The 26,881-nt window shown below is 73.5% G+C and carries 24 protein-coding genes; 15 read left to right on the forward strand and 9 right to left on the reverse strand.

Annotated elements, in window-relative coordinates; genetic code table 11:
• Window positions 1-6 precede the first annotated feature (6 nt).
• Entirely contained in the window at window positions 7-684 is a 678-nt protein-coding gene (locus tag DN051_RS29780; protein ID WP_112439887.1) for a hypothetical protein, read from the reverse strand.
• 295 nt (window positions 685-979) lie between these two features.
• On the opposite strand from DN051_RS29780, the gene aroH reads away from it, so the two are divergent.
• From aroH to der, 5 genes are all read left to right on the forward strand, one after another.
• Window positions 980-1,342 carry a chorismate mutase gene (aroH, locus tag DN051_RS29785; RefSeq protein WP_053758125.1) on the forward strand — a complete coding sequence of 121 codons (363 nt, stop codon included), beginning with the start codon at window positions 980-982 and terminating at the stop codon, window positions 1,340-1,342.
• Window positions 1,339-2,424: a prephenate dehydrogenase gene (locus DN051_RS29790; protein ID WP_053758124.1), complete on the forward strand. Its 1,086-nt coding sequence runs from the start codon at window positions 1,339-1,341 to the stop codon at window positions 2,422-2,424. Before aroH ends, DN051_RS29790 begins: the two co-directional genes overlap by 4 nt.
• A 202-nt stretch (window positions 2,425-2,626) precedes the next feature.
• Window positions 2,627-3,322 (forward strand): (d)CMP kinase, encoded by a 696-nt coding sequence (gene cmk, locus DN051_RS29795; protein ID WP_053758123.1) that lies wholly within the window; start codon window positions 2,627-2,629, stop codon window positions 3,320-3,322.
• Window positions 3,323-3,384: 62 nt separating this feature from the next.
• Entirely contained in the window at window positions 3,385-3,972 is a 588-nt protein-coding gene (locus DN051_RS29800) for a lysophospholipid acyltransferase family protein (protein ID WP_112442505.1), read from the forward strand.
• 76 nt (window positions 3,973-4,048) lie between these two features.
• On the forward strand, window positions 4,049-5,527 hold the full coding sequence (gene der, locus DN051_RS29805; protein ID WP_053758122.1) for a ribosome biogenesis GTPase Der: 1,479 nt from the start codon (window positions 4,049-4,051) through the stop codon (window positions 5,525-5,527).
• A gap of 54 nt (window positions 5,528-5,581) precedes the next feature.
• Here the strand turns inward: der and DN051_RS29810 are convergent, their stop codons facing one another.
• On the reverse strand, window positions 5,582-5,989 hold the full coding sequence (locus tag DN051_RS29810) for a hypothetical protein (protein WP_053758121.1): 408 nt from the start codon (window positions 5,987-5,989) through the stop codon (window positions 5,582-5,584).
• Window positions 5,990-6,122: 133 nt separating this feature from the next.
• Window positions 6,123-6,905 carry a hypothetical protein gene (locus tag DN051_RS29815; RefSeq protein WP_053758120.1) on the reverse strand — a complete coding sequence of 261 codons (783 nt, stop codon included), beginning with the start codon at window positions 6,903-6,905 and terminating at the stop codon, window positions 6,123-6,125.
• 543 nt (window positions 6,906-7,448) lie between these two features.
• Here DN051_RS29815 and DN051_RS29820 point away from each other — a divergent pair.
• Complete coding sequence (locus DN051_RS29820) at window positions 7,449-8,090, forward strand: LysM peptidoglycan-binding domain-containing protein (RefSeq protein ID WP_053758119.1); 642 nt, start codon at window positions 7,449-7,451, stop codon at window positions 8,088-8,090.
• A 108-nt stretch (window positions 8,091-8,198) separates the two neighbouring features.
• On the opposite strand, the gene DN051_RS29825 is transcribed toward DN051_RS29820, so the two are convergent.
• Genes DN051_RS29825 through DN051_RS29835 form a run of 3 tightly spaced genes read right to left on the reverse strand, consistent with a single transcriptional unit; the run spans window position 8,199 to window position 12,270 of the window.
• On the reverse strand, window positions 8,199-8,924 hold the full coding sequence (locus DN051_RS29825; RefSeq protein WP_112439889.1) for an ABC transporter ATP-binding protein: 726 nt from the start codon (window positions 8,922-8,924) through the stop codon (window positions 8,199-8,201).
• The gene (locus DN051_RS29830; RefSeq protein ID WP_112442507.1) at window positions 8,921-11,764 is read right to left on the reverse strand and encodes an ABC transporter permease subunit; all 2,844 of its coding nucleotides are present in this window, start codon (window positions 11,762-11,764) and stop codon (window positions 8,921-8,923) included. Before DN051_RS29830 ends, DN051_RS29825 begins: the two co-directional genes overlap by 4 nt.
• Complete coding sequence (locus tag DN051_RS29835; RefSeq protein ID WP_112439891.1) at window positions 11,764-12,270, reverse strand: hypothetical protein; 507 nt, start codon at window positions 12,268-12,270, stop codon at window positions 11,764-11,766. The genes DN051_RS29830 and DN051_RS29835 overlap by 1 nt, the downstream gene beginning before the upstream one ends.
• A gap of 131 nt (window positions 12,271-12,401) precedes the next feature.
• Here DN051_RS29835 and DN051_RS29840 point away from each other — a divergent pair, with 131 nt between their 5' ends.
• From DN051_RS29840 to DN051_RS29855, 4 genes are all read left to right on the forward strand, one after another.
• On the forward strand, window positions 12,402-12,980 hold the full coding sequence (locus tag DN051_RS29840) for an MTB12 C-terminal domain-containing protein (RefSeq protein ID WP_053758164.1): 579 nt from the start codon (window positions 12,402-12,404) through the stop codon (window positions 12,978-12,980).
• Window positions 12,955-14,238, forward strand: coding sequence for an ABC transporter substrate-binding protein (locus tag DN051_RS29845; RefSeq protein WP_112439893.1), 1,284 nt, complete (start codon window positions 12,955-12,957; stop codon window positions 14,236-14,238). The genes DN051_RS29840 and DN051_RS29845 overlap by 26 nt, the downstream gene beginning before the upstream one ends.
• 45 nt (window positions 14,239-14,283) lie before the next feature.
• Window positions 14,284-15,360: a helix-turn-helix transcriptional regulator gene (locus tag DN051_RS29850; RefSeq protein WP_112439895.1), complete on the forward strand. Its 1,077-nt coding sequence runs from the start codon at window positions 14,284-14,286 to the stop codon at window positions 15,358-15,360.
• Between the two features lie 423 nt (window positions 15,361-15,783).
• Window positions 15,784-15,999, forward strand: a complete 216-nt coding sequence (locus DN051_RS29855; protein ID WP_053758105.1) for an I78 family peptidase inhibitor — start codon at window positions 15,784-15,786, stop codon at window positions 15,997-15,999.
• A gap of 77 nt (window positions 16,000-16,076) precedes the next feature.
• On the opposite strand, the gene DN051_RS29860 is transcribed toward DN051_RS29855, so the two are convergent.
• Window positions 16,077-17,120 (reverse strand): phosphatase PAP2 family protein, encoded by a 1,044-nt coding sequence (locus DN051_RS29860; RefSeq protein WP_053758106.1) that lies wholly within the window; start codon window positions 17,118-17,120, stop codon window positions 16,077-16,079.
• Window positions 17,121-17,362: 242 nt separating this feature from the next.
• On the reverse strand, window positions 17,363-18,610 hold the full coding sequence (locus DN051_RS45935) for a glycosyltransferase family protein (RefSeq protein WP_199314709.1): 1,248 nt from the start codon (window positions 18,608-18,610) through the stop codon (window positions 17,363-17,365).
• 261 nt (window positions 18,611-18,871) lie between these two features.
• On the opposite strand from DN051_RS45935, the gene DN051_RS29870 reads away from it, so the two are divergent.
• Both DN051_RS29870 and DN051_RS29875 read left to right on the forward strand, forming a co-directional pair.
• Window positions 18,872-20,482, forward strand: a complete 1,611-nt coding sequence (locus tag DN051_RS29870) for an MFS transporter (RefSeq protein ID WP_112439897.1) — start codon at window positions 18,872-18,874, stop codon at window positions 20,480-20,482.
• Window positions 20,483-20,846: 364 nt separating this feature from the next.
• Window positions 20,847-22,037: an acyl-CoA dehydrogenase family protein gene (locus DN051_RS29875; protein WP_053758109.1), complete on the forward strand. Its 1,191-nt coding sequence runs from the start codon at window positions 20,847-20,849 to the stop codon at window positions 22,035-22,037.
• Between the two features lie 45 nt (window positions 22,038-22,082).
• Here the strand turns inward: DN051_RS29875 and DN051_RS29880 are convergent, their stop codons facing one another.
• Window positions 22,083-22,520, reverse strand: a complete 438-nt coding sequence (locus tag DN051_RS29880; RefSeq protein WP_053758110.1) for a cell division protein SepF — start codon at window positions 22,518-22,520, stop codon at window positions 22,083-22,085.
• Window positions 22,521-22,830: 310 nt separating this feature from the next.
• Here DN051_RS29880 and DN051_RS29885 point away from each other — a divergent pair, with 310 nt between their 5' ends.
• The 3 genes from DN051_RS29885 (at window position 22,831) to DN051_RS29895 (ending at window position 26,770) form a co-directional block, all read left to right on the forward strand.
• The gene (locus DN051_RS29885) at window positions 22,831-24,039 is read left to right on the forward strand and encodes a DUF5685 family protein (protein WP_112439899.1); all 1,209 of its coding nucleotides are present in this window, start codon (window positions 22,831-22,833) and stop codon (window positions 24,037-24,039) included.
• Window positions 24,040-24,812: 773 nt separating this feature from the next.
• On the forward strand, window positions 24,813-25,718 hold the full coding sequence (locus tag DN051_RS29890) for a S1 family peptidase (RefSeq protein WP_053758112.1): 906 nt from the start codon (window positions 24,813-24,815) through the stop codon (window positions 25,716-25,718).
• 194 nt (window positions 25,719-25,912) lie between these two features.
• On the forward strand, window positions 25,913-26,770 hold the full coding sequence (locus DN051_RS29895; RefSeq protein WP_053758163.1) for a slipin family protein: 858 nt from the start codon (window positions 25,913-25,915) through the stop codon (window positions 26,768-26,770).
• Window positions 26,771-26,881: the final 111 nt, after the last annotated feature.

Genomic DNA, 26,881 nt, shown 5'->3' on the forward strand with positions numbered 1-26,881 from the left:
ACGGGGTCAGGGGGTGGCCGGGCGGGCGGTGAGGCGCTGTCCGTCGACCGTCACCGCACCGGTCGCCGGGTCGATCCGCGGGGCCGGCGACGGCGCCCCGTCGCGGGTGAGCACGCCGACCTGGCTGCCGTCCCTCAGCACGATCCAGCCGGCGTCGATCCGCGCCTCGCGCACGGTGGCGGTCGCGCGGTAGAGACCGGACGGCTTCTTCGCCCGGTCGGCGGTGAACGCGTGCTCCCGGCCGCCGACCTCGACGGTGCCGCGGATCCGCTTGCCCTGCCTCAGGACGGCGTTCAGCTCGTCGCCGTCCCGGCCGGTGAGCCGCATCCCGCCGTCCGCCGCCACGTCACCCCGGAGCCAGGACTCGCGGGCGCGGCCGTCGCAGAAGTACGCGATCGCCCTCCCGTCGCGCACGGTCACCGCCACCGCGGCGGAGTCGTCGTCGGTGCGCCCGGCGTACTCGGCGTCGTCGGGCACGGGGGCGGACGGCTCGGGCGCAGCGGTGGACGGCGCTTCGGGCGCAGCGGTGGACGGCGCGGGCGGGGCCGTGGTCGTGGCCGCCGGGGGCGGCGAGGCGAACGCCGACGGGGAGCTCCTTTCCCCCGTCGTCGCGTTCAGCGACAGCATGAACACCCCGAACAGCAGTCCCGCGAGAAGGGTGAGCAGGGGTCCGGGACGCTTCATGACGGGCCTCCCCCCGAGGCGGACTCCCTGTCATCAGAGCGGACCCGCGGCCCGGCGTCCAGAGGCGCACGGGGGTGTTCTCCAGACCGCGGTCCGAGCGGCGGAAGCAGGGTGACCCGTGGGACGGGAGCGGCCCGCGAGAGCCGTCCGCCGCCCCGTACCCGGCCCCCGGCCACCGCCGGACCCGGCGGCCCGGCGGTGCGCGCCGTCTCACCGAGCGGGCGTGGTGCCCGGCCCGCTCGCGGGCTGACTACGCTGGACGGAGCCGATACGCACACCAGCAAGGAGCATCGTCGTGGCGGTACGAGCGGTCCGGGGCGCCGTCCAACTGGACAGGGACGAGGCCGGACACATGGACGAGCAGGTCGGAACCCTGCTCACCGCCATCCTGGAGCGGAACGGCCTGACCGCCGAGGACCTGATCAGCATCTGGTTCACGGCCACTCCCGACCTGCACAGCGACTTCCCGGCGGCCGCCGCGCGCAAGCTCGGCATCGTCGACGTCCCGCTGATCTGCGCCCAGGAACTCGACATCGACGGCGCGATGCCGCGTGTGGTCCGGGTCCTCGCGCACATCGAGTCCGACCGCGCCCGCGCGGACATCAACCACGTCTACCTCGGCACCGCGGCCGCCCTGCGCAAGGACATCGCCCAGTGAGGACCGCACTGGTCATCGGCACCGGACTCATCGGCACCTCCGCCGCCCTGGCCCTCGCCCAGCGCGGTGTCGTCGTGCACCTCACCGACCACGACCCCGAGCAGGCGCGCACGGCCGCCGCGCTCGGCGCCGGCACCGACGGGGCACCCGAGGGACCCGTCGACCTGGCGATCGTCGCGGCCCCGCCCGCCCACGTCGCCACGGTGCTCGCCGACGCCATGCGGCGCGGCGTCGCGCGCGGCTACCTCGACGTGGCCAGCGTCAAGGGCGGACCCCGCCGCGAGCTGGAGGCGCTCGGCCTCGACCTCACGGCCTACCTCGGCACCCACCCCATGTCCGGCCGTGAGAAGTCCGGCCCGCTGGCCGCGAGCGGCGACCTCTTCGAGGGCCGCCCCTGGGTGCTCACGCCGACCCGCGACACCGACACCGAGGTGCTGAACCTGGCCCTGGAGCTGGTCTCGCACTGCCGGGCCGTGCCCGTCGTCATGGACGCCGACGCCCACGACCGCGCCGTGGCCCTCGTCTCCCACATGCCCCACCTGGTCTCCAGCATGGTCGCCGCGCGACTGGAGAACGCCGAGGAGGCCGCCGTACGGCTGTGCGGGCAGGGCATCCGCGACGTGACCCGTATCGCCGCCTCCGACCCGCGGATGTGGATCGACATCCTCTCCGCGAACCCGGGACCGGTCGCCGACCTCCTCGCCGACGTCTCCGCCGACCTCGACGAGACGGTCCGCGCGCTGCGCGCCCTCCAGTCCTCCGACGAGGCCAAGCGCCGCGACGGCAGCGCCGGCATCGAGGACGTCCTGCGGCGCGGCAACGCGGGGCAGGTCCGCGTCCCCGGCAAGCACGGGTCCGCCCCGCGGGTCTACGAGACGGTCGCCGTCCTCATCGACGACCAGCCCGGCCAGCTGGCCCGCATCTTCGCGGACGCCGGACTGGCGGGCGTCAACATCGAGGACGTGCGCATCGAGCACGCCACCGGGCAGCAGGCCGGCCTGGTGCAGCTGATGGTCGAGCCGAAGGCGGCGCCCGTACTGAGCGCCGCGCTGCGGGAGAGGGGATGGGCCATCCGCCAGTAGGCCCGCGCCGGACGCCGGGCCCGCTGCCGGGCTTCCGCACCCCCGACGCCCGCGGGGCCGCCGCCGGACCGGGCTCCGTACGGCCGTCGTCCGGGGACGGCCGCCGTGCGGCCGGACGAGTGACGCGCACCCAGTAACCTTGTGCGGGGCACGATCGCGCCCCGCACACTCCCGCCACACCGCACCAGGAAGGTGTCCCCCCGTGGAAAACGGCGCCGTTCGGACCGCCCAGCCCGTGATTGTCGCCATCGACGGCCCCTCCGGCACGGGCAAGTCGAGCACGTCGAAGGCCGTGGCGGCGCAGCTCGGCCTGAGCTACCTGGACACCGGCGCCCAGTACCGGGCGATCACCTGGTGGATGGTGGCCAACGGGATAGACGTCGAGGACCCCTCCGCGATCGCCGCAGTGGCCGGCAAGCCGGAGATCGTCTCGGGCACCGACCCGGACGCCCCCACGATCACGGTGGACGGTGTGGACGTCGCCGCCCCGATCCGCACCCAGGACGTCACCTCCAAGGTGAGCGCGGTCAGCGCGGTGCCCGAGGTGCGGGCCCGGATCACCGAGCTCCAGCGTTCGGTCGCGGCCGCCGCCGGCCGGGGCATCGTGGTCGAGGGCCGTGACATCGGCACGACCGTGCTGCCCGACGCCGACCTGAAGATCTTCCTCACCGCCTCGCCGGAGGCCCGCGCCGCCCGCCGCAGCGGTGAGCTGAAGGGCGCCGACGTCGACGCGACCCGGGAAGCCCTGATCAAGCGGGACACCGCCGACTCCAGCCGTAAGACCTCGCCGCTCGCCAAGGCGGACGACGCGGTCGAGGTGGACACCACTGATCTCACCCTCTCGCAGGTCATCGAGTGTGTCGTCACCCTCGTCGAGGAGAAGCGGGCCGGAAAGTGAGTGAGGTACCGGTCCCCTCACCGCGGGGCGCGGAGGTCGGGCGGCGCATCGGCGTCGGGCTGATGTACGGGCTGTGGCGGCCCCGGGTGCTGGGCGCCTGGCGGGTCCCCGCGACGGGCCCGGCGATACTCGCCGTCAACCACTCCCACAACGTCGACGGACCGATGGTCATGGGCGTGGCGCCCCGGCCCGTGCACTTCCTGGTCAAGAAGGAGGCGTTCGTCGGCCCGCTCGGCCGCTTCCTGACCGCGATCGGCCAGGTGGAGGTGGACCGCCGGAGCACCGACCGCACGGCCATCACCCGCGCGCTGGACGTGCTGTCGGCCAGCGGCGTCCTGGGCATCTTCCCCGAGGGCACCCGGGGCGAGGGCGACTTCGCCGCGCTGCGCGCCGGACTCGCCTACTTCGCCGTGCGCAGCGGCGCCCCCATCGTCCCGGTGGCCGTCCTGGGAAGTTCGGACCGCCCGGGACGGTTGATAAAGGCGCTGCCTCCGCTGCGCAGCGGTGTCGACGTCGTGTTCGGCGACCCGTTCGAAGCGGGCGACGGCAGCGGACGACGCACGCGCACGGCGCTGGACGAGGCCACCGAGCACATCCAGAAGCAGCTCACCGACCACCTGGAAAACGCCAGGCGCCTCACCGGGCGCTGAGCGAGACTGAGTAGTGGATTCGCCCCGATCGGGGCACTCCACCGATCACCACGATGAACGACGAGGTACGGACTTCATGAACGACCACATCCAGCCCGACGGCTCGGAAGGCTTCGAGCACGATCACGGGGCGCTCGGCGACGCCGAGTACGCGGAGTTCATGGAGCTCGCCGCGGTGGAGGGCTTCGACCCGGAGGACGTCGAGGGCGCCATCGAGGCGGCCGGGCACGGGCCGCTGCCGGTGCTCGCCGTCGTCGGCCGCCCGAACGTCGGCAAGTCGACCCTGGTGAACCGGATCATCGGCCGCCGCGAGGCCGTCGTCGAGGACAAGCCGGGCGTCACCCGCGACCGTGTCACCTACGAGGCCGAGTGGGCGGGCCGCCGCTTCAAGGTCGTCGACACCGGCGGCTGGGAGCAGGACGTCTTCGGCATCGACGCGTCCGTGGCCGCGCAGGCCGAGTTCGCGATCGAGGCGGCCGACGCGGTCGTCTTCGTCGTCGACGCCAAGGTCGGCGCGACCGACACCGACGAGGCCGTCGTACGGCTGCTGCGCAAGGCCGGCAAGCCCGTGGTGCTGTGCGCCAACAAGGTCGACGGCCCCAGCGGCGAGGCCGACGCGTCGTACCTGTGGTCCCTCGGACTCGGCGAGCCGCACCCGGTCTCCGCGCTGCACGGCCGGGGCACCGGCGACATGCTGGACGCCGTCCTGGAGGCTCTGCCCGAGGCACCCGAGCAGTCCTTCGGCAGCGCCGTCGGCGGCCCGCGCCGTATCGCCCTGATCGGCCGCCCGAACGTCGGCAAGTCCTCGCTGCTGAACAAGGTGGCCGGCGAGGAGCGCGTGGTCGTCAACGAACTCGCGGGCACCACCCGCGACCCGGTCGACGAACTGATCGAACTCGGCGGCACGATCTGGAAGTTCGTGGACACCGCGGGCATCCGCAAGCGGGTCCACCTCCAGCAGGGCGCCGACTACTACGCCTCGCTGCGCACCGCGGCGGCCGTCGAGAAGGCCGAGGTGGCCGTCGTCCTGATCGACTCCGAGGAGTCCATCTCGGTCCAGGACCAGCGGATCATCTCCATGGCGGTGGAGGCCGGCCGCGCGATCGTGGTCGCCTACAACAAGTGGGACACCCTCGACGAGGAGCGCCGCTACTACCTGGAGCGGGAGATCGAGACCGAGATGGGCCAGGTCGCGTGGGCGCCCCGGGTGAACGTCTCGGCGCGGACCGGCCGCCACATGGAGAAGCTGGTCCCGGCGATCGAGACGGCCCTCGCGGGCTGGGAGACACGCGTCCCGACGGGCCGGCTGAACGCCTTCCTCGGCGAGCTGGTCTCCGCCCACCCCCACCCGGTGCGGGGCGGCAAGCAGCCGCGCATCCTGTTCGGCACGCAGGCCGGCACCAAGCCGCCGCGGTTCGTGCTGTTCGCCTCCGGTTTCATCGAGGCGGGCTACCGGCGGTTCATCGAGCGCCGGCTGCGTGAGGAGTTCGGTTTCGAGGGGACGCCGATCCACATCTCGGTCCGGGTGCGCGAGAAGCGCGGCAAGAAGAAGTAGCGGCAGCGCACACCGATGAAGGGGCGGCCCGTCGCGGGCCGCCCCTGAGGTGTTTCAGTTCCCCTTGCGCGGCCCGGGCGGCAGTGCGGCCGGGACGTGGTGCAGTCCGGTGCCGTAGTGCTGTCCGATCTGCCCGATCCGCTGCCAGGTCGTCGTGTGGTGCGCACCGCCGTGCCGGGCGCTCTGCGCGCCCGCGCTGTAGGCGCTGTACGAGCTGCTGAACGAACCGGCGCGATGGCCGCCGTGCGCTTCCGCACCGTGCGGGATGTTCCCGAACGCGGTGAACCCCAGATCCTCCTCGCCGCTGCGGTCGCCCGGCAGCGAGCGGAACGACTTGACGTACTCGGCGTAGAGCGCGTCGTAGATCGGTGTGGCCGACGGGCCGCCATGAGGATCCTGGGCCGACTGCGCGGACAGGATCGGCGAGTAGCTGTGGTGGCGGGGAACCTCGTATGCGTGCACGTATGTCCAAACGACCCCGGGCCTGAAGGGATGCGGCTCACGAGCGCCGCCGAGGGGCGTGCGGAACCACGCGAACGGTCACGGACGAGCCGTGGCCGCCGACGGCCGGCGCCCTGCTCGGCGAGCTCCGGGGTCACGTCCCGGCGAGCGGCAGGACACTGGCGACCAGCTTCCCGTTGGCCGCCGCCTTGTCCAGCGCGTCCCGCAGCAGGTCCTCCCGCGGCTGACGGCCGATCGACCCGACCGGGGCCGCGAACATCAGCACCTGCTGGTGCTTGTTGGCGGCGGCCCGCCATCCGTCGGTCACCTGGAGCGGCTGGTGCGCCTGCCACCACGCCACCGGCTGACCGCTGTTCGGGCCGGGCTGGAGCACCGCGTGCAGCTGGCCCATGGCCAGGAGCACGGACCAGCCGTGCAGCACCGGCGGCAGGGAGTTCAGCTCGGTCACCGGCATGAAGCCCTGTTCGATCAGCAGGGGCAGGAAGTCGTCGCCCACCGTGGTGGAGCCGGGGCGCACGATGGGGCCGGTGGGTTCGACCACGAGGGCGGGGTGCAGTTCGCCGGTGATCAGCACGAGTCCGCTGGTGACGCCGAGCACCGCCTGCTGGGGCACGACCTGCTCCGGCTCGAGGTCGACGCTGTCGCCGCTGATGGACTTCACGGCGCCCAGGAGCTGTTCCTCGGTGACCTGGACGACCTGGGAGGGCAGGCAGGTGGCGTGGGCGAAGGCGAGCACGGCGGTCTCGTCCCCGATGAAGAGGACGGTGCTGGTGCGCTCGCGCTCGGAGTCGCCCGGGGTACGGCAGGACGTGCAGTCGTAACTGCCCGGGGCGTTCTCTCCGGCGAGCAGCCGGTCGGCTTCTTCGTCGCCGATCTCGGCGCGTACCTCGTCGCTGACGTCGAGCATGCGCGGCACGGGTGACTCCCTCGGGATGCGTGCGTGGCGGGACCGGGTGGCTCCCGGCCCGTGCTCCGGGGTCGGTCCCCGGCTCATGAAGAAGACAACGGGCGATCTGTGGCGGGAGTCACGCAGACCGGCGAACGGAATCGAACCATCCACCGCACACGGTCACGAGCGGCACGGAATCGGGCACTCACCGTCAAGTCGTTGCCTGATCAAGGCACTTGGAGCGGTGAAGTGGGTCACAGATGGACAGAGCGACTGGTCGACAAATCAGGAAATCGGCGAATGAAAAGGGTGGCCGAAATTCGTTGATACCCGAGGTAACCGCGAACTGGCCTGGCGCGACGGCGAGTTGGTTGAGCTCCGCTCGCCGGGCTCCGTACATTCCTCCGCCGTGTGCAACGAGCACCGCTCGGGTACGTCCGCCACCGCACCGGCCATCGGTCCGGCGCAGAGTACGACCGTCGGCGGACGGGGCGAGGCGCGGCCACCGCGGCCCTACGCGGAGGACGCGCCCCGTCTTGGGGGATCCCGGGTACGTCGAGAGGGATTTACATGTCCGAATGTGCCGATACCACTCGCGGCAACGTCCGTAGGACACGTACGACGGCGGTCCTGACCGGAGCGGCCCTGCTGGCCCCGCTCGGGCTGCTGACGGCCACCGGCGGCGCGGCCGCCGCGGACGGCGGGGTGTGGGACCGCATCGCCCGGTGCGAGAGCGGCGGCAACTGGCACATCAACACCGGCAACGGCTACTACGGCGGCCTCCAGTTCTCCGCCGGGACCTGGCGCGCGTTCGGCGGCACGGCCTACGCGCCGACCGCGGACCGTGCCTCCAAGGAGCAGCAGATCGCCGTCGCCACCGAGGTCCAGCGCGCGCAGGGCTGGGGCGCCTGGCCGACCTGCTCGGCACGTGCCGGGGCGTACGGCAGCGGTCCCGAGGCGCCCGCGGCGCCCTCGGCCGGCTCGCCGTCCACCGAGGCGGTCCCGAAGCGGCAGGCGAAGGCGCCTGCACGGGCCTCGGACCGTACGGACCGCGGTGCCTCCCGCGGCGACCACACGGTGCGCCGGGGCGACACCCTGAGCACCATTGCGGAACGGCACGGCACCACCTGGCAGCGGCTGTACGCCGCCAACAGGTCCGTCATCGGCGGTGATCCCGACTTGATCGTCCCCGGGCAGCGCCTCGCACTCTGAGCGGCGCTTCCCGCCCCGGGAACCAGGCCCCGCCCGGTACGCCGACCGGGCGGGGCCGCGGCGCACCGGGCGCGGTCCCGCCGTGGCCCCGGGTCCGGCCCGCCACCGTCATCCCGGCGGGCCGGCCTCACGCGGGAGACCGGGGGCACCGCCGCGCGGCGTGCGGTCCGCGCCTTTTCGCGCCCGCAACTCGTCCGCCTCCCCGCTGAAGACCACGGCGCCACGGCGCAGTTCGTGGACCAGCGCACGCCGGCCGCGCAGGGCGGGCGGCAGCCGCTGCTCGGCCAGCACGACGCAGGCGTCCAGCGAGGCCAGCAGCTCGTAGGCGCGGGCCGCGACCGCCGGGGACATGCCCTGCGTCGGCTCGTCGACCAGCACCACGCGCGCGCGTGCGGACACGGCGCGGGCGAGGGCCAGCATGCGCTGCTCACCGCCCGACAGGGTGCCGGCCCGCCGCGCGAGGCGCGGCTCCAGCGGGGGGAAGGCGGCCAGCGCGGTGTCCAGGACGGGCCGCGACGGCGAGGCGAGTTCCAGGTTCTCCCGCACGGTGAGGGAGGCGAACACGGCCTGCCGCTCGGGTACCAGCCGCAGCCCGCGACGGGCCCGCTCGTGGGCGGGCACACCGGTCACGTCCACGCCGTCCCACACCACCGCGCCGCCCGACAGCGGCACGACACCGGCCAGCGCGCGCAGCGCGGTGGTACGCCCGGAACCGTTGCGGCCGAGCAGGACGGTCGGGCCGGCCGGACCGCTGGAGGGGGCGACGACGGTGACGCCGTGCAGGGCCTCCAGCGGGCCGTAACGCACGCGCGCGTGGCGCAGGGCGATGGTCACGGGCCGGCCTCCCGGGCGGCGAGTGTGTCCAGGACGCGGGCCGGCGGCCCCGACGCGACGATCCGGCCCGCCGCCATGACGTGCACGACGTCGGCGAGTCCGGCGACGAGGTCGAGGTCGTGCTCCACGACGAGGACGGCGGTCCCGTCGGCGGCGAGCGCCCTCAGCACCCGGGCCAGCGCGGCCACTTCGGCGGCGTCGAGGCCGGCCGCTGGCTCGTCGAGGAGCAGCACGAACGGACCGCCCGCGAGGGCCCGGGCCAGTTCGACCCGGCGCAGTGTGCCGGTGGGCAGCCCGGCGGCCGGCAGCGCCCGCGCGGGGCCCGCCAGCCCGAACAGCCGCAGGGTCCGCTCCACGGCGTCCGGATCGGCGATCCGCCCCTGCTCGGCACCGACCCGGACGTTGTCCGCCACCGTCAGCGAAGGGAACACGGCCAGCTGCTGAAAGGTCCGTGCGACACCGAGGCGGGTGCGGGCGTGGGCGGGCAGCCGGGTGATGTCCCGCCCGCCCAGCAGCACTTGACCGCGGGTCGGGCGCAGGGTGCCCGCCAGGCAGTGGAACAGCGTGCTCTTGCCGGCCCCGTTGGGCCCGACGACCGCGGTGATCCGCCCCGGCGGCAGGTCCAGGCCGACCCCGTCGAGGGCCCGGAAGCCGCCGTGACGCACCTGGAGACCGCGGGCGGTGAGGGTACGGGCGGCGGGTGGGGGCGGGGGCTTCGGGGACGGAGTGGTGGGCCCGTCGTACCGGGACGTGCCGACCGCCGCACCCGGCCCGGGCCCCGGCGGGGCCTGCCGCACGCGTTCCCCCGAGGTGCGTCCGGCCGTCGTACGGCTGGCGCGTGGCCCGGGCCGCAGTCGGCCGGCGGCGGTGCGCAGGGCCCCGTACGGTCGGGCGGTGAGTGCGGGACGGGTCAGCGGTGTGTCCGGGGTGGTGGTCGGCGGGCGCGTCCGGCGGGCCTCGCGGAGGTGGTCGCGTACGGCGCTTCCGGTCGTGGTCAGGGCGGTGGGCGGCCTCGGCCGCAGGCGGTCGGTGAGGGTGCGCAGGGCCTCGTACGGCCCGCCCGGGAAGCGGCCGACCAGCACCGCCAGCAGGCCGATCAGGGCCGCCGCGACGCCGCCCCGCGTACCCGCGTCCAGGCCGACCAGAAGGGCCGCGGCGGCCAGGGCGCCGAGTGTGCTGTCGGCGCCCAGCACGACGACCGCCGCGAACCACAGCAGGCCGCGCACGGGATCGAACGCGGTGGGGTCGAAGGCGCGCAGCCCCATGCCGAGCATGCCGCCGCCGAGCGCGGCGAGCGCGGCGCCCGTGACGAACGCCAGGAGTTTCAGGGAAGGCACCCGCACACCGGCCGCCGACGCCCCCGACTCGTGGTCGCGCAGGGCCGCCAGCGCCCGGCCGGTACGCCCCCGGCGCAGCGCGCGCGTCGCCAGCAGGGCGCCGGCCAGGAGGACCAGTTCCAGCAGGTAGTAGGCGCGGTCCCCGGCGAAGCCGGCCGGGCGGCCCAGCGCCAGTCCGGAAGTGGCGTACGGCTGGGTGAGGACGAACCGGCTCACCGCGACGCCCACCGCGAACGTGGCCAGCGCGAGCGCCAGGCCCCGGCGGCTGATCGCCGGCCAGCCGGTCAGCAGACCGAGGGGCGCGACCAGGACGACCGCGACCGCGAGCGCGGCCAGTTCCGGCAGCCTGGGCAGACCCGGCAGGCGCCCGGCGGCGAGCAGGGCGGTGAACAGGGCGCCCAGCCCCGCGTACGCCGCCTGCCCGAGGGAGATCTGGCCGCCGCGGCCGGTGACCACCACCAGCGACAGCAGCACCACACCCAGCGCGGGCACCTGCACCGAGGTGTGCAGATCCGGTCCGGCCAGGCCGAGCGGCAGCAGCAACAGCACCGCGGCGACGACCCGCGCCCCGGCCGGTGCCGGCGCCCGCGGGACGGCCGGGCGGGGCAGCGCGTCCCGGGCGCCGATCCCCGGCAGCACCAGGGCGACGACGAGCAGGGCCACCACGAACAGGTTGGCGCCGACGGCGCGCAGCAACGGCTCGCCCCAGCCCTCCGGATGAACCCGCGTCAACTGGGCCTGCGCGACGCCGAGACCCAGCGCGACCACCACCGCGACCGCCGTACCGCGCATCCGAGCGGCCACCGCGACCGCGACCACCTCCATGACCAGCAGCGGCATCCCGTACGGGTCGAGGCGCACGTACGGCGCCAGCAGGACGCCCGTCAGACCCGCGGTGAACGACCCGAAGGCCCAGCCGGCCGCCGCCACCCGGTCCGCGTCGGTCCCGCCGAGCCGGGCGAGCTGCCGGTCGTCCACGACCGCCCGCAGCTCCCGCCCGAAACGGGTCCACCGCCCGGGGCCGCGGAGCCCCCGCGCGGGCGGACGCAGCGCCACCGCGACCGCTACGGCCAGGACGAGCACGACGGCCAGTTGCGCCCACGGCTCGTCCGGCATCAGCTCCGGCGCGTCGTCGCGCGCCCCCTGCCCCCACAGCAGCGCCGCCCCGCCGACCAGGAGCACGAACACGCCGATGGACGCCACCAGCGTCCGCGCCGGATCGCCGCCGAGCGCCGACAGCGGGCGGAAGACCCATCGTTCCAGGGCCAGTCCGAGGCACGGCGCGACCACCAGCAGCGTCACCGCGGCGGCCGGCCACAACGGCAGGCCCCACTCCACGACGAACTGCCGCAGCACGTAGGCGCACACCATCGCGATCGCACCGTGCGCGAGGTTCAGCACGCCGGTCGCGCGGTACGTCACGATCAGCCCGAGCCCGGTGAGCGCGGCGGCGCCGCCCACCGACAGACCCGCGAGCGTCAGGTCGTAGGTGACGGAGGACATCAGCCGGACGTCCCGGGGGGCTCGCAGATCGGGCACGGGTCCAGCTCGCCGCTCGCCACCGGCTTCGCGTCGACCGGCACGGCCTCCGCCTTCCCGGTCACCAACGGGCAGTCCGCGCGGTGGTAGAGCGTGCCGCCGGGCACCATCAGCAGGTCCCCGGCGACCGCGACCGGCAGGAGCGCCACGCGTCCGGCCGCCCCGTCCGGCTCGGTGGGTCCGGCGGCCACCAGCAGGCCGTACAGCTCCTCGATCCGCGCGGCGGCGAGCGCGGTACGGCCGTGGGTGAGCAGTACCGACCCGGCGACGATCAGCGCGGCGCCGGGAACCGTGCACGAGGCCAGATAGGGCAGTTGACGTTCCGCGAACCGCTCTCCGGACACGCCGTACCAGCCGAGGACGCACAGCACCGCGCCGGCCGAGAGCGCGGCCCAGCCGGCCCACAGGACGGGGTGCGCCGTCCGCGGTCGGGCCGGTGGGACGGGACGGGCTGGTCGGGCTGTTGTCATCGCCGGCTCCCACACGTCGTGTGTCTGGCTGTATGTCCAACTCTGCCGATTGCCTGCACTATGCCTTCTGGAAGCCGACCCTGAAAGAACCGGGCGCGCACCGCCCGGACGGACACCCGGTGGTGAGCCAGATGGTTCTCGGGAGCGACCTCGGGCAACGGCACGCGCAGGGACGCGTTCCCCGGGCGAGAGGGCGGAGGGCGGCGCCTGCGGTGGCCCTGCTCCTCCTCCTGGCCCCGGCCCTCGCGGCGTGCAGCGACGACGAGGGCGGCGGCGGTGACGGCCCCCCTCCGACGCCGAGCGTGGAGCGTACGCAACCGTCGGGCGCCGGGGCGGGCGCGCCCGCCGACACGGGCGCGGCCGAACAGGAGATCAGGCGGAACTGGGAGCGGTTCTTCGACCCGGACACGCCCCTGGAGGCCAAGCAGGACTTCCTGGAGAACGGCGACCGGATGGCGCCGGTGCTGCGGGCGTTCAGCGGTGACGAACGCGGCGCCCAGGTGGGGGCGGAGGTCGACCGGGTCGAGTTCACCTCGGCGACCGGGGCGAACGTGACCTACACGCTGACGCTTCAGGGCGCCACCGCCCTGCCGGACGCCGCCGGAACCGCGGTCGAGCAGGACGGCACCTGGAAGGTGTCGGTCAAGACCCTGTGCGGACTCGTCGCGTTGAACGGCACCGGCGATGCGACGCCGGCGCCGGGTTGCTGAGGCCGCCGCCGCGGCGGCGCTGCTCCTGCTGGGCACGGCCTGCGGCAGCCGGCTGCCCGAGAGCGACTTCGAGGACCGCGCCGCGCCCACCGGGCACGGCGCGGCCCCGCTGCGCGTCGGCATCATCACCAGCGCCACCAGCCCGGTCGGCGGCGACGCCTTCACCGGCCCGCGCGACGGCGCCAAGGCCTACTTCGACCACCTCAACGCGCGCGGCGGCATCGACGGCCGCCGCGTCGAGGTGCGCCTGTGCGACGACGGCGGCAGCGGCGTCGGCAACAACGAGTGCGTGCGGCAGCTGATCGACGAGGACCGGGTCGTCGCCCTCGTCGCCACCTCGGCCCTGGACTACGCCGGCGCCCCGCTCGTCTCCCGCGCGCGTGTGCCCGACATCGGCGGCCAGCCCATCGGCGCCGCCTACGACACCCACCCGCACCTTTACGGCATCTACGGCAGCCAGGCACCCCGGCAGGGGAGAGCGGGCTGGGACGGGAAGCTGTACGGCGGCACGGAGGTGTACCGCTACTTCAAGCGCGAGCACGGCGCCCGGACGGCCGCGGTCGTCTCCTACAACCAGTCCGCGTCCGCGGCCTACGCGCGGCTTATCGAACGCGGCCTGAGGGCCGAGGGCTACCAGGTCGTCACCGAGCAGGTCGACTTCGTGCTGCCCAACTTCCGGGCCGTCGCCGCCGACCTGAAACAGCAGGGCGCCGACCTGGTCTTCGACGCCATCGACGCCCACGGCAACGCCCGTCTGTGCGAGGCCATGGACGACGTCGGCGCCGAGGTCACCGCCAAGGTCACCAATGTGCAGAACTGGACGTCCACCGTCGCCGAGGACTACCGGGACGCCCCGCGCTGCCGCAACGCCCTGTGGGCGACCGGGGCCAGCCGCAACCACCAGGACACCGGGCACCCCGGCGTACGCGAGTTCCGCGACGCCACCGAGGGCCTGCCGGCCCGCTCCCAGTGGCAGTTGGAGGGGTGGGCGGCGGCGAAGTGGTTCACGGACGCCGCCCGGTCCTGCGCCGGCACCGATGTCACGCGCGCGTGCCTCGACCGCCAGGTGGCCCGCGGCGACGGCTACACCGCCGGCGGCCTGCTGCTGCCCGTGACCTTCCGGCCGCTGCCCGAGCCGCCGCGGACCCGTACGAACTGTCTGTCGGTGGCCCGCTGGCAGGACGGCCGGGGCTGGGTCTCCCAGGGGGACATGAACAGCACCTGCTTCGAGGTCCCGATGCTGGCGTACGACCCCTGATCCTTCAGGACCGTCCCTGTCCGCAACGGCTGGCAGACTCGGCCCATGCTGGAAACCTCCGCACGCCTCCTGCGCCTGCTCTCGCTGCTCCAGGCCCACCGTGACTGGTCCGGCGCCGAACTGGCCGACCGCCTCGGCGTCACCCCGCGCACCGTGCGCCGTGACGTCGACCGGCTGCGCGAGCTGGGCTACCCGGTCAACGCCAGCCCCGGCACCGGCGGCGGCTACACCCTGGGCGCGGGCGCCGAACTGCCGCCCCTGCTGCTGGACGACGACGAGGCCGTCGCGGTCGCCGTCGGGCTGCGCACGGCCGCCGGCCAGGGCATCGACGGCATCGGCGAGTCCTCGGTGCGGGCCCTCACCAAGCTGGAACAGGTGCTGCCCGGCCGGCTGCGCCGCCGGGTCGGCGCGCTCAACGCCTTCACCGTGCCGATGCTGCACGGCGGGCGTCAGGCGGCCGTGGACCCGGCCGTGCTGACCGAGCTGGCGGGCCTGTGCCGGGACGCCGAGCGGCTGCGTTTCGACTACGCCGAGCGCGGCCCGTCCGCACCGGCCCCGGGCGGGGGGACCGCCGGAGCTGCCCTGGTCCGCCGTACCGTCGAACCGCACCGGCTGGTGTGCACCGAGCGCCGCTGGTACCTGGTCGCCTGGGACCTCGACCGCGACGACTGGCGTACGTTCCGGGTCGACCGCATCGTCCCGAAGCCGCCGCACGGGCCGCGCTTCGCGCCGCGCACCCCGCCCGCCGAGGACCTGGCGGCCTACGTGTCGGAAGGTGTCTCCACGCGCGCGTACCCGACCCGGGCCGCCGTCCGGCTGCTGGTGCCCGTCGAGGAGGCCGCGGAGCGCATCTCGCCCTCCGCCGGGACATTGGAGGCCGACGGCGACGACGCCTGCATCCTGCGCACCGGCGCCGCGAGTTCGGACGTGATGGTCATCCACGTGATGCTGATGGGCTTCGAGTTCGAGGTGCTGGAGCCGGCCGGACTGTCGGAGTCGATCAGGACGGCACGGGACCGCCTGAGCCGGGCTCTCGAACGGGGCGCCGACGCGGCTCGGCGCCCCGCGGACGGCGCAGGGCGTACGCCGGGGAGTCGGAGCGGACCCCGGGCGGCGTCGTGAAGTCGTCCGAGTCCGCCGGGTGCGCCGGGTGCGCCGGGTCCGCGCCACGGGCGCCCGCGAGCCGTCGCGACGCTGCCCGCCGGGCGGGGGCCGCGGCAGGGGGCGTACGGAGAGTCTGTGGGGGAGACGTGCATTTCCTGTGTCGCCCGGCCCCGTGCCCGGCCGCCCGGAATCGGAAAGGAATGGGGGTCGCGGGCGATCCTGCCGGAACTTTTCGCGGAGCAATTCGAAGAGTGGTCACCCCGCACGGGAATTACGTTCGAATGCCTGCGTACGGCGTACCGATCCGTCCATTGGAGTGACGGAGTTCCACCGAAACGCGTGTCGTGATCCTGTGACAGAAGCGTGACCGCAGAGGGACCAGTGACCCACGGTGCACGGCTGTGCCTTCCCCGGCCGCCGTCCAGCGCCTAGCGTGGCGGCATGGCACCCATTCCGACACCTCCCAGGGAACCCGACGACCGTCCCGAGGCGTACGTCGGCCTCGAACAGGCCGCGGCCGAACGGCTCGCGCGTGAACGCGGCTGGTCGACCGTGCGGTCGCTGCCGCCCGGGGCGATCATCACGATGGAGTACCGCGTGGGGCGGCTGAACTTCGAGGTCAGGGACGGAGCGGTGGCCCGCTCCTGGAAGGGCTGACCCGTCCGGCGCGGCAGAGCGAGGCCCCGGTTCCCGGTGTGGAACCGGGGCCTTCGCCGTGTGTGCCGAGCGGCCGGTCAGGCGCCCGTGACGGGGCGGGCCGCCGGGGCGGAGCCGCGCGGGTGGCGCTCGGGATGCGGGGGCCGGCGGCTGCCCACGGGGGTGACCGGGGTGCGTTCCGAACGGGTGCTGTGCGGACCGGGGGCCAGGTAGGCCGGCGCTCGGGTGGCGCGGGCCGCCGACTGGGGGATCGTCTCGCGCACGGGTGCCGGCTCCTCGTCGGCCGTCGGGCACGGGGTGACCGCGACGGGAGCCTCGACCGGGGCGGGCGCCGACCGCGGCGCGGTGCGCCGCACGGCGGCGAGCCAGCGGTCGCGCAGCACCAGGATCCAGGCCTCGGCCGTGGCGATCACCGGCTCGAACCACGGCAGCGCCAGCAGGATCAGCAGCCCCGCGGCCCAGCCCAGCAGGACGTCGCTCAGCCAGTGAGTGCCGAGGTAGACGGTGGTCAGGCCGACGCTGAGCGACAGCACGGCCGACAGCGCGGACAGCCAGCGCCGGGCCCGCGGCGTGGACGCCAGATAGGCGAGGATGCCCCAGGTCACGACCGCGTTCGCGGTGTGCCCCGAGGGAAATATGTCACTGCCTGCCTGGAACCAGTGCCACATCTCGTTGGAGCCGACCTCGGTCGCGTAGTGCGGGCCGGAGCGGCCCAGACCGTACTTCACGGCTCCCACGGTGACGTTCAGCAACAGCAGCGCGGCGCCGAAGGCCAGCAACGGCCGCAGCGTGTGCTGCCGCCAGCAGCGCCAGCCCAGCCAGGCGGCGACCATCACGGCGGTCGGGCCGCGCTGCCCGAGGACGACCCAGTAGTCCAGGAAGGCGTGGATCCCGGGCCACTGCTGGTAGGGCCGGAACAGCATCGCCTGCCAGTCGAACCGGACGAGCCACGAGGTGGTCACCACCGCGAGGACGATCGTCAGGTAGAAGGAGAGCGTCGCGCCGAAGAGCACCACCCGGTGCCGCGTCATGCGCGGCACGTCGAGGACCGGCCGCACGGGTTCGCGGTCCAGTCGGGCGAAGATCCGGTCGAGCCGGGTCGGCTTTGGTTCGGTACGCACGCAATCGACGTTACAGCGAGTGAGCTGAGTTCCTCGCCGAATCACTGCGGTTGTAATGACGATGTGATGTGGGATTACTCTCAAGCGGGGGTTTATTTCCAAGGATTCTGCTATCCGCGGGCGCCGTTCCCTTCAATTCCTTTGACCGTTCCGTGGATCACTGTTTCGGCATGCTTATGAATGCGTTCACCCGGTCATGGGACGGATTTCCCCATGGGAACACCGAATGGCCGAACGCCTGGTCACGGCGGACCGGAGCCGTTCAGCCAGAACGCCCCGTACACCGCCGACGCCACCGCGATACCGCCCACGACGAGCGCGCACGCGGTCGTGCGCAGTCTGGCCAGGGCGATCGCGAGCGGCAGCAGCAGCGGGAAGGCCGGCATCAGCAGGCGGGGCTTGGAGCCGAAGTAGCTCGACGCGCACAGGGCGAGCGCGGTGACGACCCCGGCGTAGACCAGGAGCGGAAGCGGCTGGCGCTGCCGTACACAGACGACGTACAGCCAGATCACCAGTCCGACCCCGACGATCAGGCCCGCCCCGGCCGCCGCCGACGGGAACGACGTGAACTTCTCGCCGATGAAGCGGGCGAAGGCGTAGCCGCCGTCGAAGCCGTTGCGCCAGCCCGCCTGGACGTCGAGATAGGCGAGCGGGCCCCCGCCGGTGTGGGCGCCGACCCACAGGACGTACCCGGCGGCTCCCAGGGGCGCGACGAGCATGCCGAGGGCGCGCCGCCCGACGGACGCGCCCGCGGTGGAGGGGGCGGCGGCCGGGGAGAGGGCGTGCGGCAACTCGTGTGCGCCGCCGGGGGAGGCCGCGCTTCGCTGTCGCGCGGATGGAGCAACGCGCCGGTCCCGGACGAACGTGGCGATCGCCGCCGCCCACACCGCCGCGACCACGGCGAGCCCCACCGGCCGGGTGAGCCCCGCGAGCAGGGCCAGCGAGCCGGCCGTGACCCAGCGGCCGGTGAGCACCGCGTACAGCGACCAGGCGGCGAGCGCCGTGAACAGGGACTCGCTGTACGCCATCGACTGCACGATCCCGACCGGCAGCACGGCCCACAGCAGCACCGCGCAGACCCCGGCCCGCCGGCCGTACACATGGTCGGCCACCGCGAAGATCCCCCAGGCCGCCGCGAGCGAGGCGGTCAGGGAGACGGCGAACCCGGCGTCCGCGTAGGACATCGGGGTCACCGCGTGCAGCAGCCGCTCCAGCCAGGGCAGCAGCGGGAAGAAGGCGAGGTTGGAGTGGACGTCGCCGTTCGGCAGGCGCACCTCGTAGCCGTAGCCCAGCTCGGCGACCCTGGTGTACCAGAGCGCGTCCCAGCGGGCGGTCAGCAGCGTGTACGCGCTCTTGTCGCGCGCGGCGCTCCACACGGCCAGGGCCAGCAGTCCGAGCGCCCGGACGGCCGCGTACCCGAGGAGGGCGGGGGCCGCCCGGCGCAGGGCGGCGGCGCCGCTTCGTGCCACAGGCGTTTCAAGATCGGTCACGGGCTCGATTATCGACGGACCGTCCAACCGGCCGGTCGGCGGTGTGGGCGCCGGCATGCGGGGTAGTGGCGCATGCCACACCGTTGCGCCGAATGTATGAGACGTCCGCCACTCGGGTCCGGCGGCGACTCGCGTACGCTGACGTGTCACTCGCCGCACGTTGCGCGCGCCGGGGAGCACCGCTCCTCTCCGGTCGAGACGCGGGGGAGTCCCCACCCCCGTGAGCCCGCCGAGGCGAGGGAACTTCTGGGAGGTACGTGAATGTCCGGGACGACCACGGGCGCTGTCGGGCTGCGCCGGCGGGCGGCCGGGGCCGGTGCCAACCGCTGGGTCGTCCTCGTGGTCCTCTGCGCCAGCCTGCTGCTGGTCGCGGTCGACGCGACCGTGCTGCACGTGGCGGTGCCCGCCGTCACCGAGGATCTCAAGCCCAGCGCCATAGAGCTGCTCTGGATCGTCGACGTCTACCCGCTCGTCTGCGCCTCGCTGCTGATCCTGTTCGGCACGCTCGGCGACCGGGTGGGCCGCAGACGGGTCCTGCTGCTCGGCTACACCCTGTTCGGTGTCGCCTCCGCCATGGCGGCCGTGGCCGACACCGCCCAGGTCCTGATCGCGGCACGGGCGCTGCTCGGGGTCGGCGGCGCGATGATCATGCCCGCGACGCTGTCGATCCTGCGGCAGGTGTTCCCCGACCGGCGCGAGCGGGCGGTCGCGATCGGTGTCTGGAGCGCGGTGGCCGCGGTGGGCGCGGCGGTCGGGCCCCTGCTCGGCGGATTCCTTCTGGAGCACTTCTGGTGGGGGTCGGTCTTCCTCGTCAACATCCCGCTGATGCTGGTCAGCCTGCCGGTGGGGCGAATTCTGCTGCCCGAGTCGACGGGTGCGGGGGACGGCCCCTGGGACGTGGTCGGCGCGCTGATGGCGGCGGCCGGACTGTTCGGGGTGGTGCTCGGCGTCAAGCGGCTGGGCGGCGGCGAGCCGGCGGACAGCGCGTTCACCGTGGTGCCGCTGGTGCTGGGCGCGGCGCTGCTGGTCCTGTTCGTGCGCCGGCAGCGGCGGCGCAAGCATCCGCTGATCGACCTGCGGATGTTCGCCCGGCCGGCGTTCAGCACGTCCGTCGGGTGCATCGTGCTGGCGATGCTCGCGCTGGTCGGCCTGGAGCTGATCGCGGCGCAGTACCTGCAACTGGTGCTCGGCCTGTCGCCGCTGGAGACCGGGCTGCGGCTGCTCCCGCTGACCGTCGCCGCGATGGCGGCGGGGCTGCTGGGAGCGCGGATGCTGCGGCGGTTCGGGCCCCGGCGGATGGTGTCCGCCGGGTTCTGCCTGACGGCCTTCGCGGTGGTCCTGCTGACCGCGATGGGACGGCACGACAACCCGGGACTGCTGCTGGCCGGCTTCGTGCTGCTCGGGTTCGGGCTGGAGACCACGCTGTTCGGGGCGTACGAGTCGATGCTGAGCGAGGCGCCGCCGGAACAGGCCGGTGGCGCGGCGGCGATCGGTGAGACGTCGTACCAACTCGGGGCCGGGATCGGGATCGCGCTGCTCGGGAGTGTGATGAACGCGGCGTACACGCCCGGACTCACCTCGGTGCCCGGCGTTCCGGCGTCGGCCTCGGCCGCGGCGGGGCATTCGCTGGGGGAGGCCTACGCCGTCGCCGACCGGCTCGGCGGAACGGCGGGCGAGGCCCTGCGGAGGGCGGCCCGGGACTGCTTCGTGCACGGTCTGCATGTGACGTTGCTGGTGAGCGCGGGACTGTTGCTCATGGGCGCGGCGATGGCGCTGCGGCTGCCCCGGCTGATGCACTGCGAGGTGGGGGAGGTCGAGGTGCCGGCGCCGCGGGAGGCCGCCCGCCCCCTGCCCACCCACGCCCGCCCGTGACCGCCTCGCCGCCCGGGGTGTGGGCCGGCCGGACCGTGTCGTGGTGACCGGACGCCGCGGCGGTGGCACGATCCCCGCTGTGGACCGTCGTGCCGCGGCGCCGCGCCGCGCCGGGGTGGACGTGCGGGCGGCCGCCTCGTAACGTCGGCATCCAGTCCGTGCCTAGCGGTGCTAGTGCCGCAGCAGGCAACGTTCGCCCCGTCGCGACGCCCGGCACGCCCTCTCGCCGCACCGGCCGAAAGCCCGAGTACGTCCAGTACGAGGACTTCCGGCCGGTACACCGAGAGCACGCACCGGACGCCGCTCCTTGACGGGCGAACGTTGCCTGCCACGGCACTAGTTTTGAGCTGCCGGAGGGTGGTCCGTGTCCGCGACCTCGAAGTTGCCCCCGTTCGATCCGACCGATCCGCTGGGGATCGACGAGCTCCTGGAGCCCGAGGACCTGGCCGTGCGGGACACCGTCCGCGGCTGGGCCGCGGACCGGGTGCTGCCGTACGTCGCCGAGTGGTACGAGACCGGCGAGCTGCCGGTGATCCGCGAACTGGCCCGGGAACTCGGCGCGATCGGCGCCCTCGGGATGTCGCTGAGCGGGTACGGCTGCGCCGGAGCCAGTGCCGTGCAGTACGGCCTGGCCTGTCTGGAGCTGGAGGCCGCCGACTCGGGCATCCGCTCCCTGGTCTCCGTGCAGGGCTCGCTCGCCATGTACGCCATCCACCGGTTCGGCTCCGAGGAGCAGAAGCTGCGGTGGCTGCCGCCCATGGCCGCCGGGGACGTCATCGGCTGCTTCGGACTGACCGAGCCCGACCACGGGTCCGACCCCGCCTCGATGCGGACCTACGCCAAGCGGGACGGCGGTGACTGGATCCTCAACGGGCGCAAGATGTGGATCACCAACGGGTCCGTCGCGGGCGTGGCCGTGGTGTGGGCGCAGACCGAGGACGGGGTGCGCGGGTTCGCCGTCCCGACGGACAGCCCCGGATTCTCCGCGCCCGAGATCCGGCACAAGTGGTCGCTGCGGGCCAGCGTCACCAGCGAGCTGATCCTCGACGACGTCCGGCTGCCCGCCGACGCCGTGCTGCCGGACGTGACCGGCCTGCGCGGTCCGCTGAGCTGCCTGTCCCACGCCCGGTACGGCATCGTCTGGGGCGCCATGGGCGCGGCGCGGACCTGCTTCGAGACCGCCGTCGACTACGCGAGGACGCGGGAGCAGTTCGGGCGGCCCATCGCGGGCTTCCAGCTCACCCAGGCCAAACTCGCCGACATGGCGGTCGAACTGCACAAGGGGATTCTGCTCGCCCATCATCTGGGGCGGCGGATGGACGCGGGCCGGCTGCGTCCCGAACAGGTCAGCTTCGGCAAGCTCAACAACGTGCGGGAGGCCATCGACATCTGCCGTACGGCCCGGACGATCCTCGGTGCCAACGGGATCTCCCTGGAGTACCCGGTGATGCGGCACGCGACCAATCTCGAATCCGTGCTCACCTACGAGGGCACCGTCGAGATGCACCAACTCGTGCTGGGCAAGGCGCTCACCGGGGTCGACGCCTTCCGGTGACGGTGAGCCGTCCACCGTTCGGGCGGACCGGTGAGCGGCCCTGCCTCAGCTCTGGTTGAAGAAGCCGTCCTCACGGCGGGCGGCGGAGTCCCCGCTGATGATCTCCGTGTCGGCGGGGGACAGCAGGAACACGCGGTTGGACACACGGTCGATCGAGCCGCGCAGCCCGAAGATCAGGCCGGCCGCGAAGTCGACCACGCGCTTGGCGTCGGCGGGCTCCATGGCCGTCAGGTTCATGATCACGGGGACGCCGTCCCGGAAGAGTTCACCGATGGCGCGTGCGTCCCGGAAGCTGTCCGGCGTGACCGTGCCGATGCGACGGCCCACCTCCTCGGCCGTGTCGGTGGCCACCTTCACCCGGGGGTCCGTGACCCAGGCGTCCCCGGACTCGGGTTCCTCGTAGGTGTCGTCGTCGTAGTAACGCTCGTCATCGTTGTCGTCGACGAGGCCGAGCCACGCACTCGCCTTGCGCACCGATCCCATGGACGCCTCCTCTCACAGCGGTCTTTCTGCTTTCCGCATCCCTATGGTCATCCATGATGCGGACGGCGCGCCAAGTGGATAGACGCCGCGCGGGGGGTTTGTGACGGTACTGGTGCACAGCGAATACGTCGAGAGCCCGGCTGTGGCAAGGGTGTTGCCGAGCCCGGCTGCTGACTGTGAGTGAAATACGATTCTTCTCGGCGTCCGGGTGAGCGGTGGGGCGGACGGGTGACGCAAGAGGGCAGCCCGATGTGAAGATCAGTCGATACGATGCCGCCGCTCAGCGCCGTACGCATCTCGGGGGGTCGCCATGTTCGGAATCGTCAGGCCGTGCCGGCATCGGCTGGGGGAACGGCTCAGAACCCAGTGGATGGCGCATCTGTGCGGGCTGTGCCTCGCGCTGCGCAGTGACCACGGGCAGTTCGCCCGGGTGGCGACGAACTACGACGGGCTGCTCATCTCCGTTCTGACGGAGGCTCAGGCGGAGGGGGCGGTCGCCGAGGGGTGGCGGCGTACGGCGGGGCCCTGTCCGCTGCGCGGCATGCGGACCGCGTCCGTCGCCCGAGGCGAGGGCGCGCGGCTCGCCGCCGCCGTCTCGCTGGTGCTCGCCTCCGCCAAGGTGCGCGACCATGTCGCCGACGGGGACGGGCTGCTGGCCCGCCGACCGGTGGCGCTCGCCGCCCGCCGGGTGGCGGAGAGCTGGGGGCGTGCGGGCGCGCGCGGCGGAGCGGGCGTGGGCTTCGACACCGGCGTCCTCGTCGACGCGGTGGACCGGCAGTCGGACGTCGAGGCGCTCGCGGGGATCGGCACACCCCTGCTGACCGTCACCGAGCCGACCGAGACCGCCACCTCCGCCGCCTTCGCGCACACCGCGGTCCTGGCGGGCCGGCCGGACAACGCCGAGCCGCTCGCCGAGGCCGGACGCCTCTTCGGACGGCTGGCGCACCTGCTGGACGCGGTGGAGGACAGGGAGGCCGACACCGCGTCCGGTGCCTGGAACCCGCTCACCGCGACGGGCACCTCGCTCACCGAGGCCCGTCGGCTCGCCGACGACGCCGTGCACGGGATACGGCTCGCGCTGGGTGAGGTGACCTGGGGATCGCAGGCCGAGCCGGGCAAGCCGGGCGCGAACGGCAGGCTGGCGCACCGGCTGCTGGTCCACGAACTGCCCTCCTCCGTCGAGCGGGCGTTCGGCAGCGCGTCCTGCGGCCATCGGCCGGAGCTGTACGGACCGTACTCACCGCCCGGCGGACCGGCCGGGCCGGGCGCGCCGCCGCCCCCGGGCCCGCCCCGGCGTGACCGGCGCGGACTGCTCGCGGGATGCGCCGTGTGGCTGGGACTGGCCTGCACGTGCCAGCTGTGCTGCGGGGAGTACGACGATCCGTGGACCGGTGAGCGCAAGGAAGGGCTGTGCAACAACTGCGACTGCGACTGCGGCAACTGTGAAGGGTGCTGCGATTGCTGCAACTGCTGTGACAAGTGCGGCTGCGACGGGTGCGACTGCGGCTGCAACTGCTGACGACCGTGAGCCCGGCCGTGGGACGGCCGGCGCGGCCGGTCGCTGAGCGCGGCGGCACCGGCGCCGTACCGGGACGCCGTCCGCACGCCGGCACACCGCTCGCGCGGCGGCCCGGCCGCCGCACGGGGCCGGGCTCCCGCCGGGCTCGGGTGTCCGGCCGTAGGGGCGACTTCTGGACATCCGGGGGTCCGGCCCGCCGGCCGCGACGGGGTGCTCCCCGGCGTGGACGGCCTGCCCCTCGACGGCGAGCCCTGCGTGGGGTGGGCGCGGCACATCGTCAGCCGGGATCCCGTGGGCTGGGCGCGGTGGGCGGCGGGCGTCCGTCCCGGTCCGTGAAGGCGTCCGCGGTGTACGGGATTTCGACCCGAGGCCGAGGCCCCGGCGGTGGTTCGGTGAGATCCGGGCCGCACCGCACCGTCCGCGTCCGGCCGGTGCGGTGCCGGTTCATACCGTGAGCGGGCCCGCGCACGGTGCGCGTCGAGAAACGCGCTCGACCGCCCCTTCCCGCCGCCGGGCGGCCCGCGGCACGGTGGCCGAACCGAGGGAGGGCGACGTGTTCTGACGGTGGGTCGGCAGGGGCCGGGCCAAGGTTTGTTCAAAGATTGACGGCCGAAAGGCGCCCTTGCGCCCGTCGGCCGTGCCACCGAATACTCCCCCTCAGCGCTTGTCAGGGGCACGTCGTGTTCGGAATCCGGACGATCATGCCGCTGGCTGCGCCTCACGGGCCCGCAACCCCACGACCGGGCCCCCTACTCCCCGTGGAGGGACGAAAAGTGAGGATCAAGCGCACCACCCCCCGTAGCGGCTTCTCGAGACGGACTCGGCTGATCGCCGTTTCCACCGGCCTCGTGGCCGCCGCCGCGATCGCGATCCCCAGCGCGAACGCGGCCGACACCCCCACCACCTTCAGCTCCGCCGAGCTCAAGAGCGCGAGCGCCTCGGTGCTGAAGGCCGACGTCCCGGGCACCGCCTGGGCCGTCGACAGCAAGACCGGCCGGGTGCTCCTGACGGCCGACAGCACCGTGTCGCAGGCCGAGATAGCGAAGATCAAGGAGCAGGCCGGCGGCAACGCCGACGCGCTCACGATCAAGCGCACCCCCGGCAAGTTCAGCAAGCTCATCCAGGGCGGCGACGCCATCTACGCCAGCAGTTGGCGCTGCTCCCTGGGCTTCAACGTCCGCGCCAGCAACGGCACCGAATACTTCCTGACCGCCGGTCACTGCACCGACGGCGCGGGCACCTGGTACTCCAACTCCGGCCGGACCACGGTGATCGGCTCGACCGCCGGCTCCAGCTTCCCGGGCAACGACTACGGCATCGTGCGCTACTCCGGCTCCGTGAGCCGGCCCGGCACGGCCAACGGTGTGGACATCACCCGCGCCGCGACGCCCAGCGTGGGCACCACCGTCATCCGTGACGGTTCGACCACCGGCACGCACAGCGGCCGGGTCACCGCGCTCAACGCCACCGTGAACTACGGCGGCGGCGACATCGTCTCCGGCCTGATCCAGACCACGGTCTGCGCCGAGCCCGGCGACTCCGGCGGTTCGCTGTACGGCAGCGGCGGCGTCGCCTACGGTCTGACCTCCGGCGGCAGCGGCAACTGCTCCTCCGGCGGTACGACCTTCTTCCAGCCCGTCACGGAGGCCCTGAGCGCCTACGGCGTCAGCGTCTACTAGGCCGGCCCGTACCACCGGCACCCGTACGGCACGACTCCGGTCGGCAGCACGACGAGCCCCCGCACACGCAACAGCCGTGCGGGGGCTCGCCCTTGTGCGGGGGACGGAGTTACCGTCGAAGGACGCAGCGAGGACGCGCGCGGACGCGGCGGTCGAGCACCCGCCTGCGCCCACTTCGGACTCTGGGGGCCGTGATGGTCGAGGAGCTGGTGGCGGCGGGAGCGACCCTCGTGTTCGCCGGGGCGGTGTACGTCTCGGCGGCGGCGCGGGTCGTCAAGCAGTACGAGCGCGGTGTGGTCTTCCGGCTCGGCAGGCTGCGGCCCGAGGTGCGCGGACCCGGGTTCACGCTGGTCGTCCCGTTCGTCGACCGGATGCGCAAGGTCAACATGCAGATCGTGACGATGCCGGTGCCCGCCCAGGAGGGCATCACCCGGGACAACGTCACGGTGCGGGTCGACGCGGTCGTGTACTTCAAGGTGACCTCACCGGCCGACGCCATCGTGCGTGTCGAGGACTACCGGTTCGCCGTCTCGCAGATGGCGCAGACCTCGCTGAGGTCCATCATCGGCAAGAGCGATCTGGACGACCTGCTGTCCGACCGCGAGAAGCTCAACCAGGGCCTGGAGTTGATGATCGACAGCCCGGCCGTGGAGTGGGGCGTCACCATCGACCGGGTGGAGATCAAGGACGTCTCCCTGCCCGAGACCATGAAGCGCTCCATGGCCCGCCAGGCCGAGGCGGACCGGGAGCGGCGGGCCCGGGTCATCAACGCCGATGCCGAGCTCCAGGCGTCCAAGAAGCTGTCCGAGGCGGCGAAGGAGATGTCCGAGACGCCCGCCGCGCTGCAACTGCGGCTGCTGCAGACGGTGGTGGCGGTCGCGGCCGAGAAGAACTCGACGCTCGTGCTGCCCTTCCCGGTCGAGCTGCTGCGCTTCCTGGAGAGGGCTCAGCCGGCCGCGCCCGCGCCGCCTCCCCGGGCGTCCGTCGAGCCCGCGCAATCGGTGCGGGAGCAACCGCCGGTCGCCGAGGCGCGTGAGGAACCCGCTTCCTAGAGTCGAATTCAGGACAGGACTAAACCTCACTCAGCGCATACCGGTTACTCGCGCGTAGTGTTTGCACTGCGAATCACACCCGCCGTGACCGTGGACATTCAAACGACACAA

Origin of the sequence: Streptomyces cadmiisoli (genome assembly GCF_003261055.1) — a bacterium.
Taxonomy (GTDB): Bacteria; Actinomycetota; Actinomycetes; order Streptomycetales; family Streptomycetaceae; genus Streptomyces; species Streptomyces cadmiisoli.

Coding starts and splice junctions, on each gene's coding strand:
- DN051_RS29780 (WP_112439887.1), bottom strand. CDS start 684: ATGAAGCGTCCCGGACCCCTGCTCACCCTTCTCGCGGGACTGCTGTTC.
- DN051_RS29800 (WP_112442505.1), top strand. CDS start 3,385: ATGTACGGGCTGTGGCGGCCCCGGGTGCTGGGCGCCTGGCGGGTCCCC.
- der (WP_053758122.1), top strand. CDS start 4,049: ATGAACGACCACATCCAGCCCGACGGCTCGGAAGGCTTCGAGCACGAT.
- DN051_RS29820 (WP_053758119.1), top strand. CDS start 7,449: ATGTCCGAATGTGCCGATACCACTCGCGGCAACGTCCGTAGGACACGT.
- DN051_RS29830 (WP_112442507.1), bottom strand. CDS start 11,764: ATGTCCTCCGTCACCTACGACCTGACGCTCGCGGGTCTGTCGGTGGGC.
- DN051_RS29835 (WP_112439891.1), bottom strand. CDS start 12,270: ATGACAACAGCCCGACCAGCCCGTCCCGTCCCACCGGCCCGACCGCGG.
- DN051_RS29840 (WP_053758164.1), top strand. CDS start 12,402: ATGGTTCTCGGGAGCGACCTCGGGCAACGGCACGCGCAGGGACGCGTT.
- DN051_RS29845 (WP_112439893.1), top strand. CDS start 12,955: ATGCGACGCCGGCGCCGGGTTGCTGAGGCCGCCGCCGCGGCGGCGCTG.
- DN051_RS29850 (WP_112439895.1), top strand. CDS start 14,284: ATGCTGGAAACCTCCGCACGCCTCCTGCGCCTGCTCTCGCTGCTCCAG.
- DN051_RS29855 (WP_053758105.1), top strand. CDS start 15,784: ATGGCACCCATTCCGACACCTCCCAGGGAACCCGACGACCGTCCCGAG.
- DN051_RS29870 (WP_112439897.1), top strand. CDS start 18,872: ATGTCCGGGACGACCACGGGCGCTGTCGGGCTGCGCCGGCGGGCGGCC.
- DN051_RS29880 (WP_053758110.1), bottom strand. CDS start 22,520: ATGGGATCGGTGCGCAAGGCGAGTGCGTGGCTCGGCCTCGTCGACGAC.
- DN051_RS29885 (WP_112439899.1), top strand. CDS start 22,831: ATGTTCGGAATCGTCAGGCCGTGCCGGCATCGGCTGGGGGAACGGCTC.
- DN051_RS29895 (WP_053758163.1), top strand. CDS start 25,913: ATGGTCGAGGAGCTGGTGGCGGCGGGAGCGACCCTCGTGTTCGCCGGG.